The 14434-nt window shown below is 33.9% G+C and carries 13 protein-coding genes; 11 read left to right on the plus strand and 2 right to left on the minus strand.

Annotated elements, in window-relative coordinates:
• Positions 1-46: 46 nt before the first annotated feature.
• Positions 47-820 (plus strand): glycosyltransferase family 2 protein, encoded by a 774-nt coding sequence (locus tag Q0951_RS06980; RefSeq protein WP_299335772.1) that lies wholly within the window; start codon positions 47-49, stop codon positions 818-820.
• On the opposite strand, the gene Q0951_RS06985 is transcribed toward Q0951_RS06980, so the two are convergent.
• The gene (locus tag Q0951_RS06985) at positions 797-1567 is read right to left on the minus strand and encodes a Kdo domain containing protein (protein ID WP_299335773.1); all 771 of its coding nucleotides are present in this window, start codon (positions 1565-1567) and stop codon (positions 797-799) included. The two genes, Q0951_RS06980 and Q0951_RS06985, sit on opposite strands and share 24 nt — an antisense overlap.
• Positions 1560-2369, minus strand: coding sequence for a glycosyltransferase family 2 protein (locus Q0951_RS06990; RefSeq protein WP_299335775.1), 810 nt, complete (start codon positions 2367-2369; stop codon positions 1560-1562). Before Q0951_RS06990 ends, Q0951_RS06985 begins: the two co-directional genes overlap by 8 nt.
• Positions 2370-2485: 116 nt before the next feature.
• Here Q0951_RS06990 and Q0951_RS06995 point away from each other — a divergent pair, with 116 nt between their 5' ends.
• From Q0951_RS06995 to Q0951_RS07040, 10 genes are all read left to right on the plus strand, one after another.
• Entirely contained in the window at positions 2486-3601 is a 1116-nt protein-coding gene (locus tag Q0951_RS06995) for a glycosyltransferase family 4 protein (protein ID WP_299335777.1), read from the plus strand.
• A gap of 9 nt (positions 3602-3610) precedes the next feature.
• Positions 3611-4786, plus strand: coding sequence for a glycosyltransferase family 4 protein (locus Q0951_RS07000; protein ID WP_299335779.1), 1176 nt, complete (start codon positions 3611-3613; stop codon positions 4784-4786).
• 186 nt (positions 4787-4972) lie between these two features.
• The gene (locus Q0951_RS07005; RefSeq protein ID WP_299336140.1) at positions 4973-6391 is read left to right on the plus strand and encodes an HD domain-containing protein; all 1419 of its coding nucleotides are present in this window, start codon (positions 4973-4975) and stop codon (positions 6389-6391) included.
• A 2-nt stretch (positions 6392-6393) separates the two neighbouring features.
• Positions 6394-6846: a GNAT family N-acetyltransferase gene (locus Q0951_RS07010; RefSeq protein WP_299335781.1), complete on the plus strand. Its 453-nt coding sequence runs from the start codon at positions 6394-6396 to the stop codon at positions 6844-6846.
• Positions 6847-7863 (plus strand): COX15/CtaA family protein, encoded by a 1017-nt coding sequence (locus Q0951_RS07015; protein ID WP_299335783.1) that lies wholly within the window; start codon positions 6847-6849, stop codon positions 7861-7863.
• 26 nt (positions 7864-7889) lie between these two features.
• Positions 7890-8408 carry a hypothetical protein gene (locus Q0951_RS07020; RefSeq protein WP_299335785.1) on the plus strand — a complete coding sequence of 173 codons (519 nt, stop codon included), beginning with the start codon at positions 7890-7892 and terminating at the stop codon, positions 8406-8408.
• A gap of 12 nt (positions 8409-8420) precedes the next feature.
• Positions 8421-8999 (plus strand): HupE/UreJ family protein, encoded by a 579-nt coding sequence (locus Q0951_RS07025; RefSeq protein WP_299335787.1) that lies wholly within the window; start codon positions 8421-8423, stop codon positions 8997-8999.
• Positions 9000-9114: 115 nt separating this feature from the next.
• On the plus strand, positions 9115-10014 hold the full coding sequence (locus Q0951_RS07030; protein WP_299336141.1) for an ABC transporter ATP-binding protein: 900 nt from the start codon (positions 9115-9117) through the stop codon (positions 10012-10014).
• Between the two features lie 58 nt (positions 10015-10072).
• Positions 10073-10897, plus strand: a complete 825-nt coding sequence (locus Q0951_RS07035) for an ABC transporter permease subunit (protein WP_299335789.1) — start codon at positions 10073-10075, stop codon at positions 10895-10897.
• A gap of 131 nt (positions 10898-11028) precedes the next feature.
• A complete protein-coding gene (locus Q0951_RS07040; protein WP_299335791.1) occupies positions 11029-14433 on the plus strand; it encodes a T9SS type B sorting domain-containing protein in 3405 nt (1134 codons plus the stop codon).
• Position 14434 lies beyond the last annotated feature (1 nt).

Consider the following 14434-nt stretch of genomic DNA (forward strand, 5'->3'; position numbering starts at 1 on the left):
GTCAAAAATAGTTATTTTTACCCACTAAACGCATCGTAAAATTATTTTGAATTCTGAAAAAAGCAACATATCTGCATTACTAATCACTTACAATGAGATTAACCATATTGAAGAGGTCATAAACACTGTTGCTTTTGCAGATGAAATTATTGTTATAGACTCACATAGTACTGATGGCACTTTTGAAAAATTATCTGAAATGGATCATGTCAAAGTTATCTTACGTGAATTTAAAAACTTTGCAGATCAGCGTAACTACGCTATAGATCAAGCCAATTGTAAATGGATTTTCTTTATCGATGCTGATGAACGTTTAACACCTGAGTCTCAAAAAGAAATTGTAGAAACCGTTAAACAAGCTAATGGTGTTGAAGCGTTTAAAATTCCGAGACGTTTTATGTTTAATGACAAAGTCATGCGATTTAGCGGACTCCAAACTGATCGTGTGTTTCGTCTATTTAAAAAGGGAGTCACCAAATATAGAGAAGATAAATTGGTTCATGAATTACTAGATTTTAAAGGCGAATTTAAAGTTTTAAAACATTACATGCTCCACTATTCCTTTAGTGATTACGAAAGTTATAAGCGTAAAACAGAGCATTATGGATTACTTAAAGCACAAGAACTTTACACTAAAGGACAACGTCCTAATTGGTTTCATTTTTATATCAAACCAGTTTATAAATTTTTAACGAATTATATTTTCCGACTTGGCATTCTGGATGGTAAAGAAGGCTATACCATTTGTACGTTAAACGCCTATGGTGTGTTTTACAGATATAAAGCCTTAGAAAGGTTATTTGCTTCTACGCCAAAATAATATCTTGTTCTTGAGACGTTTTTTTCTGTGATATCGATTTTGAAACGCCTCAGTATAGGTCCACATCAAATCAAAAACAATATTAAAATCAGCACCAGAACATTTAGCATATTCATCACTCATGATCTTAACCATAAATTTATGAGTTGTTAATTTTGAAAAATTCTTGATACGTGTTTCAAAATCTAATGGTTTAAATTCCATACGATTGAGATCTACTAAGAAAAACTCATAGTTTGCTCCTACTTTTTTTATCAAGGTATTTCCTGGAGAATGATCTAAAAAATGAACTTTCTTTTCGTGCAATCTATAAGTAAATCTTGTAAACGCTCTAAGAATATTTTCATGGTCAGGATAATCAAAATCTGTAGTCAGTTCACGATAAGTCAAGTCGCATTCTAACTGTTCACTAATGTAGTAGCTTTTCTTAAAAAGAAATAAAGTTTTAAACTCGTAATACGCTATTGGTTGTGGTGTACCAATATCTAAACTTTGTAACCATTTTCCGTATTCAAAAGAACGTTGAGCCTTACTTTTTCTAAAGAACCTATACGCTATTTGATTGATAAGATTTGGAATTCGAAATGATTTAACATTTAGCAATTTATCATCAAGTTTAAAGAGCTTTAAAGAGTTCCTGTCTTGGTTACCAAAATCCTCACCTTTGCTATCAAAGTTGGTAATGATATCATCCAAAAACGCTTCATTATGTTTGAAGTTGTCGTGTATGTGCTTGGTTCTACTCACTTAAATATTTATCAATTCCGTGGTTACACCAAACGGTTTTATTTTTTACGGCATCAACTTCCATTTGATGATTCTCATCCAATTTATCCTTAGGTTTTTCATAATGGTAAATATGATAAACAATAGCGATGTTTTTTAATCTTCGGTTTAATAATCCGTAATTATGAAATCGTCTACCCAATTCAGAATCCTCTCTTCCCCAACCTTCAAAATCTTCATTATAACCATTAACGGCAATAAAATCTTCTCGAGCAAAAGACATGTTACACCCTCTATTCTTCAAATTAAATCCGTCACTTTCTTTATAAAAAGTACTCAAAATTGGTAAACGTAATGCTCTACCTCTTTTCTTTATACCTTTGGTAAATACATTTAAACGCGTTTTTTGTTGTCCAAATAAAGTCTTCAAATAAGATTCTTTGATAGTCACCCGGCTTCCAGAGAGGTAAACACCTTGACGCGCATATCGCAGGTGATCTTTTATAAAAGATGGATGCAGGATACAATCACCATCAACTTGAATAATATAATCACCTTTAGCTTTTGCAACAGCCTTATTAATAATCATTGACTTTCTAAACCCGTTATCCTCCTGCCAAACATGAACTAAAGGTATATTGAATTTGGATCTGTAATTATCTATTAACGCTTTTGTGTCATTTTTAGAACCATCATCAGCGATGACAATTTCCAAAGGCATCATCTTTTGCTTAAGCACACTTTTAAGCACCAGCTCTAATGCTTCTTTCCAATTGTAGGTAGAAATAACCAATGAGGCTTTCATATGTGCTTTTGATTTCATTAAGGCAAAACTACAACTTTTATATATTGAACTCAAAACTACACACTGTTCTTAAATGTTTTTTTAATTACTTTGCGGTATATTAATGGATATCTAACTTTCGACATCAACCATCAATGAAATTATTACAAATTACTGCATCTGGAGTTTGGAGAGGTCATGAACAAAAGATCATCTACCTTTACGAAGCATACAGAGACAACAACTCCTTTGAAGATCAATATATCGTTTGTGCTAAAAACACACCTATATATGAGGTTGCTAAAGAAAAGAACATGCAGGTGATTGGCTTTGATTTCAAATCTGAATACGATTTTAAGTTTGCTAAGCAACTTGCTAAAATTGTTGAGGAAAAAGGTATTGATGTAGTGCTAATGCATAATAGTAAATCACACACAATAGCTGTGTTGGCTCATATGTTCTACAAGATGCAAGCACCATTAGTGTTATGTCGAACCCTTATAAGGCGTGTAGACACAAATGCGCTCCGTAAATGGAAATACAATTATAAAGGTATTAAAGATATTATTTGTGTATCTCAAGCGGTTGTGGATGTCTTAAAATTTGCAGTAAAAGATCACAGCAAACTCAGTATTGTAGGTAGCGTTACAGATATTGCAAAATTTAAAAAACAAGCTCCAAATGGTATGTTGCATGAGCAGTTTGATATTCCAAAAGATTATAAACTCATAGGAAATATTGCCGCATTTACAGGTTTTAAAGATCATTATACTTGGGTAGATACTGTCGAAATACTAGTAAAACGTAAAACTGTAAAAGCAAAATATATTTTGGTAGGTATTGGAGAATTAGAAGAAGAAATCAAACAATATGTAAGCGATAAAAATTTGAATGACCATATTATTTTTGCTGGTTTTAGAAAAGATATTCCTGAGTTACTTCCTGAGTTTGATCTGTTCATGTTTACCTCTAACAACGAACCTACAGGTGGTGTTCTTTTAGAATCCTATGCTTGTAAAGTACCAATTGTAGCTGCTAATGCTGGTGGAATTCCAGAAGTTATTGTAGACAAAAAAACAGGACTATTGGCTGAAGTTGGGAATCCAACCGATTTTGCAGATAAGGTAGAATTACTCATCAATAACAAATCGTTACAGCAAGAACTTGTTGAGAACGGATATCAACACCTCAAAAATAATTTCACTAAAGATGTGATCTCTCAAAAATTTTATGAACGTTTAAAAAGCGTGGTTGAACATCACAAACGCTAATATTAATAGATGAAAATTGTCTTTTTTACAAATGAATACGCTCACCCAAAACTTCCATCTTCTGGAGGTGTTGGCTCATTTTTAAAAACCATGGCAGAATCTATGAGCAAGCTAGGTCATGAGGTTCACATCTATGGGTTTTCTAAACGTGCTGTTGCATTTGGGTATGACAATATCAAAATCACTTACATAAAAAATTACAAAAAACAATTTCCGTTCTCTGAGTTTTTGAGATCAATTAGCGGAAAATTAAATCTCAAAAATGCTGAGCTTAACTTTTTAAAAAAAGAACGTCGTTACCTTGCCAAAGAGCTCAAAAATTACTGCAAAATTCATGACATAGATATCATAGAATCATTTGTATTTAATGGGTTTACAGCGTATTGGAACAACTCTACTCCACTTGTCATTCGTTTTCATGGTTCTCGCGGATTTTGGCATTACTATCTTGGTGCAAAAAAAGAAGAGCATAAAATACATATGGAACAAAAAGCGCTTGAAGCCACACCATACACTGTTACTGTATCTCAATTTTCAGCCAACGCTCTAAAACATATTTATGCCATAGATGTGGATACAATCATCTACAATGGTATTGATGCAAATCTGTTTGCTCCAAATCCTAACATCAAAGAAATTGAACACTCCATTTTTTATTTTGGAACAATTTCAAAAGCTAAGGGTCTAGACACTCTTTGTAAGGTTTTTAATGAGGTCATAAAGGCATACCCAGATGCCTCATTACATTTAATTGGCAGAGGAACAAACTATCTGGATCATCTCAAAACTAATGTGCTTTCTCCTGTAGCAAAAGACAATGTAACCTATTATGGTGCCAAACAAATAGAAGAACTCCCAAAGTTAGTTTCTAAAGCAACTGTTTGTGTATTTCCATCACTCAATGAAACTTTTGGGCTCATCATTGCTGAAGCCATGGCTTTACAAAAGCCTGTGATTGCCTCAGACATTCCCTCTTTTAATGAGATCATCACACCTAAAGAAAACGGCTTTATTGCAAAAACACTTCAAGACTACACCAAATACATTGATTTGATCTTTACAAATTCAGAAGAAAAACTACGTATTTCAAAAAACGCAAGAGCTCACGTCTTGAGTACGTTTACAAAGGAAAAAATGGTTGAAACATCAATCGCTTATTATCAAGAGATTTTAGACCAAAATTAAATCCAAACGTTATCAAAAAAATATCTTTAATCTTTTAAATAAAAAAGATAAGAGATTTTAAAAGATGTCTGTTATGTCGTAAATTTGCAAAACGAAATTAACGACACAAAATCATTCTATTTTTAATAAGTATAGAAGTTTTGTAAAGATGAAAGCGAAACGATATTTGCCAGGAGCAATTTGATGATGAATTACAAACAAGCCCTTACACATCCTATTTTTAAAATCATCTCTAAATCTGCAAAAGAATTAGGGTTAGACAGCTATGTTATTGGTGGATTTGTTCGTGATTACATTTTAGATCGTGGTGAGCATAAAGATATTGATATTGTTGCTATTGGAAGCGGTATTGCTCTAGCCAAAGAAGTTGCTAAAAATCTCCCTGACCAACCCAAAGTTCAAGTGTTTAAAACTTACGGAACAGCTATGTTGGTGCATGATGGGATGGATATCGAATTTGTTGGTGCTCGTAAAGAGTCTTACAATGAAGATAGCAGAAACCCAATCGTTGAGAATGGCACCTTACAGGATGACCAAAATAGAAGAGATTTTACCATAAATGCTATGGCTCTCAATCTTTCCGAGGATCACTTCGGAAATTTATTAGATCCATTTAATGGTGTTCAGGATTTGAAAGATAACATCATCCGTACACCTCTCGACCCAGACATTACTTATAGTGATGATCCTCTAAGAATGATGCGTGCTATCAGATTTGCAACACAATTGGGATTTTCAATTGAATCAGAGTCACTCAAAGCTATTTCAAGAAACAATCATCGTATTAAAATCATTACTAAAGAGCGAATAGTCGTAGAACTCAATAAAATTCTTGAAAGCGATACGCCATCAATAGGCTTTTTACATTTAGAAAAAACAGGGCTTTTAAAATTCATTCTTCCTGAGCTTACAGCATTAAAGGGAATTGATGAAGTTGAAGGTCAGACTCATAAAGATAATTTTTATCACACTTTAGAAGTGGTTGACAATATTGCTAAGCATACAGATAATCTTTGGCTACGTTGGGCAGCTTTGCTTCATGATATTGGTAAAGCACCTACAAAAAAATTCAGCAAAAAAGTGGGCTGGACCTTCCATGCTCACGAATTTGAAGGTGCTAAAATGGTATATCATTTATTTAAGCGCTTGAAAATGCCACTGAATGAAAAAATGAAGTTTGTTCAAAAAATGGTATTTATGAGTTCTCGTCCAATTGTATTGGCTCAAGATATTGTCACTGATTCGGCTGTGAGACGATTGGTGTTTGATGCTGGTGATTATGTAGAAGATTTGATGACCTTGTGTGAAGCTGATATTACAACTAAGAATCCAAAAAAATTCAACAAATACCACAACAATTTTAAAATTGTTCGTCAAAAAATTGTTGAAGTTGAAGCAAGAGATCACGTTAGAAATTTCCAACCTCCAATTTCAGGAGAAGAAATTATGAAGACCTTTAATTTAAAACCATCCAGAGAAATTGGTAAAATTAAAGAAGTTATCAAAGAAGCTATTTTAGAAGGTGAAATCCCAAATGAATATGAAGCAGCCTATCAACTCATGCTGAAAGAAGGGGAAAAATTAGGTCTAAAAACGAATCCATAACTATGATTGAGGTAATCAGAACAAATTCAAATACTAAAGATTTTATAAACCTTGTAAAAGAATTGGATGCCTATTTGAAAACTACTGATGGTGATGAGCATGAGTTTTACAATCAATTTAATGGTATAGATGTTCTAAAACATGTTGTAGTTGCTTACTCAGATAGCATTCCTGTAGGTTGTGGTGCTTTTAAAACATTTAACGGTTCTAAAGTAGAAATTAAACGAATGTATACCAGCCCTGAATATCGTGGAAATGGTATTGCTTCTAAAATTCTGGATGCTTTAGAACATTGGGCTAAAGAATTAGGATATGCCGCTTGTATTTTAGAAACAGGAAAACGTCAGCAAGAGGCCGTTGCATTTTATAAAAAGAAGAATTACAAAATTATTTCAAATTATGGTCAGTACATTGGTATGGACAATAGTTTGTGCTTTGAAAAAGAAATTGTTTAGATGAAAAAGGATAACAAAAAGGTCATTTATTGGCTGTTAACAGGTTGTGTTTTAATTTTTATTATGGTCATTGTTGGTGGTATCACCAGGTTAACCCATTCGGGATTATCAATTTCGAATTATAAGTTAATTTCAGGAACAATTCCACCAATGAACGAAGTCGAATGGCAGGAAGCATTTGACCTTTATAAACAATATCCCGAATACCAGAAACTAAACACTCATTTTGATCTCCAGGATTTTAAAGACATCTATTTCTGGGAATGGATCCATCGTGTGATTGGACGATTTATCGGACTCGTATTCATTATTCCGTTCTTATACTTCCTCATACGAAAACAACTCTCAAAACCAACCATCAAGAAAAGTATCATCCTGCTTTGTATGGGAGCTTTTCAAGGTTTTCTAGGATGGTATATGGTAAAAAGCGGCTTGGTAGACAACCCAGATGTAAGCCATTACCGACTAGCGATGCACCTTACTACAGCATTCCTGACGTTTGCTTACACGTTCTGGGTGGCTTTAGATCTCATATTTCCGAAGAAAAAAGAGGTTAATAAAAGTATGAGAAACTTCATTCGTGTAGGACTGGTTATTTTAGTTATTCAAATCATTTATGGTGCTTTTGTTGCAGGTTTAGATGCTGGTTTTATTCATAATCACTGGCCAATGATGAGTGATGGGAAATTTATGCATGAAACGGTTTACATAGAACAAGAACCACTCTACAGAAATTTCATTGAAGGCAAAAGTGGTGTTCAGTTTGTTCATCGAACACTAGCCTATATTGTTGTTGCGTTTATTATTGCTATTTGGTACAGAATGAGACGTCTTATAGTTACAAAATATCAAATCACTGGTATAAATACCTTATTGGTTGGTGTTGCTATACAGTTTATCTTAGGTGTGCTTACCATAATATACGCAGTACCTGTATGGCTTGGAGTGGTACATCAGGTTGGTGCATTCTTACTCCTTTCGGCAATGGTATTTACCTTACACCGATTTAGTAAATAATTTAAAAAATAGTTTATTTTTACATCATGATTTATAGATTTAGAGTCATACTAGATAACGACACAGAAGACGATATTTTCAGAGATATTGAAATCCGTGAAACAGATTCACTTGAGGATCTACACAATACAATTACGCAATCTTTTGGATTTGACGGATTGGAAATGGCTTCTTTCTATATCAGTAATGATGCTTGGGAACAAGGTGAAGAAATCTCTATGTTTGATGTTAGTGAAGGTGCTAATGCAGTTCGCACTATGAATGAAACTACTCTAAATGATGTGGTCCATGAAGCTCAAACAAAACTCATTTATGTTTACGATTTTTTAAGCATGTGGACCTTTTTTGTAGAGCTTGCTGAAATTGTCGATGAAGCTGAAGGTACCGACTACCCAAACCTTATGTTTGTTCACGGACAAATACCAGATACAGCTCCGGAAAAAGCATTTGAAGCTGAAGATTTTGGAGACGACTTTAATGAGTTTGATGATGATATCGATGTTGATGATTATGACAATTTAGACTTTGACGAAAATTGGAATTAATACATCTTACTAATGACTGATTTTAAATTCTACCTAGAAGAAGGCATCAATCATATTCTGGACCCAGATGGTTTAGATCATTTCTATTTCATACTCTCATTTTGCATCTTATACACATTTAACGACTGGAAAAAAATCTTGGGATTAGTTACTGCTTTTACCGTTGGGCACTGTGTGACATTATTTCTCTCTGGATTAGATCTCGTTAGAATTAACTCTGATCTTGTTGAACTACTCATCCCTATTACTATCCTGTTGAGTTGTATCAATAATTTTTGGTTATTAGCTAAAGACAAACAATCTAAACAACAACTTACTACAACATACATCATTTTATTAGCCTTTGGTCTCATTCACGGATTAGGATTTTCTAACTATATTAAAATGATGATCTTTGATGATGAGTCTATCGTTTTACCCTTATTAGGATTTAATATTGGTATCGAACTCGCTCAATTACTTATTGTTGCTGGTTTTCTAGTACTAATTTCTGTAGGAAATCTCATTTTGAAATCTAAAATAAAATGGCTAAGATTAACTGTTAATCTCATTATTTTTCTACTTGTCCTTAAGATGATGATCATAGATTAGTTATCTTTTCAGAATGAACTATATCTGGATTTTGTAACAAAACGAATGTATAGTCGTCATACTTTAATAATCAACCACTGCAGACATGAGTTCCGCAGAAAAAATCAATCAAATTTTGGAATCAATTCTAACCATTAACAATCTCAGTAAGAATTTTGGTCACGTCAAAGCTGTAAAAGATTTATCATTTACAATCAATAAAGGTAATGTTTATGGCATTTTAGGTCCTAACGGAAGTGGTAAATCAACCACTCTAGGTATTGTATTAAATGTGGTCAATAAAACCGAAGGTAATTTCCATTGGTTTGACGGTAATACCTCTACTCACGATGCACTTAAAAAGGTTGGTGCTATTATCGAGCGACCAAACTTTTATCCTTACATGACCGCTCAGCAAAACTTAAAGTTAGTCTGTAGAATCAAAGGTGTGGACGATAGTAAAATTCAAGAAAAACTTGACGTTGTCGGACTTCTAGATCGAAAAGATCATAAATTCAAAACCTATTCATTAGGTATGAAACAGCGTTTAGCAATTGCATCTGCTTTGCTAAATGATCCTGAAATCTTAATATTAGATGAACCTACAAATGGTTTAGATCCGCAAGGAATTCATCAAATTCGTCAGATTATAAAAGATATTGCCAATGACGGAACCACCATACTTTTAGCCTCTCACCTATTGGATGAAGTTGAAAAAGTATGCTCTCATGTTGTAGTATTGAGAAAAGGAGAGAAATTGTATTCAGGTCGTGTAGATGAAATGATATCCAGTCATGGATTTTTCGAACTAAAAGCAGAAAAACAAGAGAAACTTATCAAAGTTCTTGAAGAGCATTCGTACTTCGGAACTATAAAAGTTGAAGACAATTTGATTACTGCCTTTTTAAATGAACCTATGGATTCGCATACATTTAACAAACTCATGTTTGATAAAGGTATCGTCCTATCTCACCTTGTGAAACGTAAAGAAAGTTTAGAAGAGCAATTCTTACAATTAACAGATAATAACAACTAATCATCAATCAAATCAAGTCTGAAACGCAAATTTTCAGAACAATCAAAAACCAACCACCATGTTAAGATTATTACAGTTAGAACTTCAAAAATTATTGCTCAACAGAGCAAGTAAAGTTCTTATTTTTATATCATTCATTCTACCATTCTTCGTTATTATATTATCTTCATTACGAATCAACTTTTTTGGTTTATTTGTACTAGAATTAGGACATTATGGTGTGTTTAATTTCCCCATAGTTTGGCATATTACGACATTCTTTGCTGCCCAATTTAAGTTCTTTTTTGCTATAGTTGTTGTAAGTATGATTGGTAATGAATATAGTAATAAGACCATAAAACAAAACCTTATTGACGGATTGAGTAAAAAGGAATTCATTTTATCAAAATTCTACACCATTTTATTCTTTTCTGCCGTAGCTACATTAATTATATTTCTAATCTGTTTAGTTATCGGGTTATATTATTCTAGTATCAGTGAGCCTCACCTCATCTTTAGAGGCACAGAATTTCTGTTAGCTTATTTCCTTAAATTAGTCGGATTTTTTAGTCTCTGTTTATTCCTCGGAATGTTGGTAAAGCGTTCAGCTTTTGCATTAGCATTTTTATTCGTGCTTTGGTTATTAGAATGGATTATTTTCGGACTAATTACTTGGAAAGTTAATGCTGATGTTGCTGAAAGAATTCAGAATTTCTTTCCGTTAAAATCTATGTATAAGCTTATAGATCAACCTATACAGCGAATTGTAATGTCCAAGATGCCAGAAAAAGCAGATATTGCTTACGATTTTGCAGTGCATTGGCATGAGATAGCTATTGTAATTTGCTGGACAGCTTTATTTATCTTTTTATCGTATAGATTATTAAAAAAGCGAGATTTGTAATATCTTTATTGACTCAGTAGTTCTATAAGAACAGAAACCAATTTTGAACTCTCTTTTTTAAAGAAAATTAGGAGTTTTAAATGTCAGTTTGTTATATCCATAGAACGTCTTGGTTAATTGCTAAATATTACATGAAAAAGAATCACGTTTTAATTTTTATTACGCAACTCTGTATTGCCCTTACCTTTGCACAACAAGAAGCTTCCTTTTGGTATTTCGGACAAAATGCTGGTCTGCAATTTGATGCTGGAACAGGCACAGTTACTGCAGTCACTAACGGTCAACTAAATACGCTCGAAGGCTGTACATCAATTTCTGATACTAATGGAAATCTATTGTTTTACTCTGATGGTCGTACCATTTGGAACGCCAATCATATTCCAATGGCTAATGCCAGCGAATTGTTTGGTACTGGATTAAAAGGTGACGACTCAAGTACATCTTCTGGATTGATTGTTCCTAAACCGCAAGATCCAAACTTGTATTATATTTTTACAGTGGACGAGCCTCATCATTTTAACTCTGCAGCATTTCCTGGAGAAACTGATGGAGATGGTGTTAATGATGGTCTCCAATATTCTTTAGTAGATATTACTTTAGATGGTGGTCTGGGTGATGTTGTAGATACTGAAAAAAACGTACCTCTCATTACCTATGATGAAACTAATCCAGATGAAGTTGACTATAAATGTTCTGAAAAAATCACCGCTGTAAAAGCTGACGATTGCTCATCATTTTGGGTGATTACTCACTTTGTAGATAAGTTTTATGCATTTAAAGTAGATACGAACGGTGTCAATACAACACCTGTAATTTCTACAGTTGGTCCCGAAGTACCAGTCTCTGGATATCGTAGAAATGCACTTGGTTATATCAAAGCATCTCCTGATGGTACTAAATTAGCAGTAGCTCATTTTGGGTTTTCTACAGTAACAGCTAATGATGCAGCTGGTGGTGTCTATTTATTCGATTTTGATAATGATACAGGAATCATTACCAACCCAGTTGAGCTATATGGTCCTCAAAATGGAGATAGTCCTTATGGTGTTGAGTTTTCCGCAGAAAACAGAAAAGTATACGCAACTGTAGGCGCAGGTATTCAAGGGAATGGTGCTAGTAGTATTTACCAATGGGATTTGGAGAGTGCAGATATTCCAGCGTCAATCCAATTGATCCATAGTTCAGGTACTCTCAGTGCTGGAGCTTTGCAATTAGGATTAGACAAACGCATCTACAGAGCTCAGGTGAGTTTTGCTAATTTTACAACTTCAGGAAATTATATTGGTGTTATTGAAAATCCAGAGGCCACAGGTGGCGCCTCAAACTATGATGAAACTGGTGTACTATTGGATATTAATGGTGGATTTCAAAATTTAAGCCGTATCGGTTTACCACCTTTTATTCAATCTCTTTTTAATTCACAAATAGATATCATTCAAAATGGCATTAGTACAACAGACCTTAGCTTATGCGTTGGCGATTTGTACTTTTTAACAGCTGAAGAAATTCCAGGTGCTACTTATACTTGGTCAAAAGATGGTGTTGTGCTTCCCGAAAACACATTTGAATTAGGCGTAGATACTCCAGGCTTCTATGAGGTCTTTATTGAACCCAATAATGGTGAATGCCCAATTGAAGGCGAAGCTGTAGTTGGTGTTTTTGATATTCCAACTGCAACTCAACCACAGGATATTGTAGTTTGTGATACGACAGAAACATCCGTTTTTGATCTTAGCATTCAAGATGCTGATATTCTTGACACTCAAGACCAAGCTCAGTATAGTGTTAGATATTTTGAAACACAAGATGATGCTGATGCAAATACAAATGAAATTGTTGGTGATTTTTCTAATTTTCAAAACCCACAAACCATTTACGCACGAGTAGAAAATAACGACAACACCAACTGTTTTGCAACAACAAGCTTTACACTATCAGTTTTTGTTACACCAATAATAACTACGCTAAATGATATTACTGTTTGTGATTCTGGGGACGATAACAATAATATGGATGGTTTTACAACAACTAATCTAAATGATTTAAATGCAGGTATTTTAGGAAATCAAGATGAAACCTTATATACTATCTCTTATCACCCAACCCAACAGGACGCTGACGATAATACAGGTGCTTTACCATCAAATTACACAAATACAGTTGCTAATTCTGAAGAAATATTTGTAAGAATAGAAAATAGCACCAATACAGACTGCTATAGTACAGATTCATTTATTCTAACAGTGAATAATTCTCCTGAGGCTATAGATTCAACCTTAATTCAATGTGATGAAGATGGCATTCCAGAAGGCTTTACCATCTTTGATCTTAATCAGGCATTTGATGATATTACTGGAGGTGCATCAGACAGAACCATAAACTTTTATGTATCACTATCTGACCTTGAAAATGCTGAAGACGAAGTCAACGCTGATGCTTTTGAGAATTATTTTAATCCGCAAACACTTTACGCTTTAGTTACTAATACTACAACAGGCTGTACTAATATAGCAGAATTAACTCTTGAAGTGAGTTCAACAGCTTCAAACAATACAGTTTTAGAAGTCTGTGATGATGATGGCACCGAAGATGGTCTCTATAACTTTAATTTAAATGATGCTTTGGATGCTATTTTGTTTGGACTACCAGCTGATCTTGATGTGACGTTTTACGAGACCTATGAAAATGCTTTAGTTGAGGATGATGCACTAGATACAAATTACACCAATACTAATCCGTATTCACAAACTATTTATGCTCGTGTTGAAAATATGAATGCTTGTTTTGGAATTAGCGAAATACAGCTTACCGTATTTGAACTACCTAATATTGAAATTCAGGAAGATGTGTATTACTGTCTGAATTTCTTCCCCCAGACCATTACATTAACTGGTGGATTAATTGATGATATCCCAAATAATTATTATTACGAATGGTCAACAGGCGAAGATGAATTTTCTATTGAAGTTAACGAACCTGGTACCTATACTGTTAGAGTGACCTCAACTGATGGCTGCTTTAAAGACCGAACCATAAATGTATTACCATCAGACATTGCCAACATTACAGAAATTGAAGTTACTGATGCAACATCAAATAACTCCATTAGTGTTTTTGTTACAGGAGATGGTGTTTATGAATATGCCTTAGATGATCCAAATGGACCATATCAGGAAAGCAATCTATTTGAAAATGTAAGTTTTGGTTTTCATACCGTTTACGTGCGTGATATTGAAAATGATTGTGGGACAGTAGAAGAAATTGTCTCTGTGATAGGATTTCCAAAATTCTTTACGCCAAATGGTGATACCTTTAACCAGTTTTGGCAAGTGAAAGGGATTAATGCTGATTTTCAACCTAACTCGCAAATTCTGATTTTTGATCGGTTTGGAAAATTACTCTCAGAACTCGATCCACTTGGACCAGGATGGGATGGGACATTCAATGGTGCTAATATGCCTGCAAGTGATTATTGGTTTGTAGTGATCTTAGAAGATGGACGTACAGTAAAAGGACATTTTGCCCTAAAACGCTAAA

It is taken from the genome of uncultured Psychroserpens sp. (genome assembly GCF_947501425.1).
Taxonomy (GTDB): domain Bacteria; phylum Bacteroidota; class Bacteroidia; order Flavobacteriales; family Flavobacteriaceae; genus Psychroserpens.

Bases quoted from the DNA above. Each gene is read 5' to 3' on its own strand.
- Q0951_RS06990 (WP_299335775.1), bottom strand. From the start codon at position 2,369: ATGAAATCAAAAGCACATATGAAAGCCTCATTGGTTATTTCTACCTAC.
- Q0951_RS06995 (WP_299335777.1), top strand. From the start codon at position 2,486: ATGAAATTATTACAAATTACTGCATCTGGAGTTTGGAGAGGTCATGAA.
- Q0951_RS07000 (WP_299335779.1), top strand. From the start codon at position 3,611: ATGAAAATTGTCTTTTTTACAAATGAATACGCTCACCCAAAACTTCCA.
- Q0951_RS07005 (WP_299336140.1), top strand. From the start codon at position 4,973: ATGAATTACAAACAAGCCCTTACACATCCTATTTTTAAAATCATCTCT.
- Q0951_RS07010 (WP_299335781.1), top strand. From the start codon at position 6,394: ATGATTGAGGTAATCAGAACAAATTCAAATACTAAAGATTTTATAAAC.
- Q0951_RS07015 (WP_299335783.1), top strand. From the start codon at position 6,847: ATGAAAAAGGATAACAAAAAGGTCATTTATTGGCTGTTAACAGGTTGT.
- Q0951_RS07020 (WP_299335785.1), top strand. From the start codon at position 7,890: ATGATTTATAGATTTAGAGTCATACTAGATAACGACACAGAAGACGAT.
- Q0951_RS07025 (WP_299335787.1), top strand. From the start codon at position 8,421: ATGACTGATTTTAAATTCTACCTAGAAGAAGGCATCAATCATATTCTG.
- Q0951_RS07035 (WP_299335789.1), top strand. From the start codon at position 10,073: ATGTTAAGATTATTACAGTTAGAACTTCAAAAATTATTGCTCAACAGA.
- Q0951_RS07040 (WP_299335791.1), top strand. From the start codon at position 11,029: ATGAAAAAGAATCACGTTTTAATTTTTATTACGCAACTCTGTATTGCC.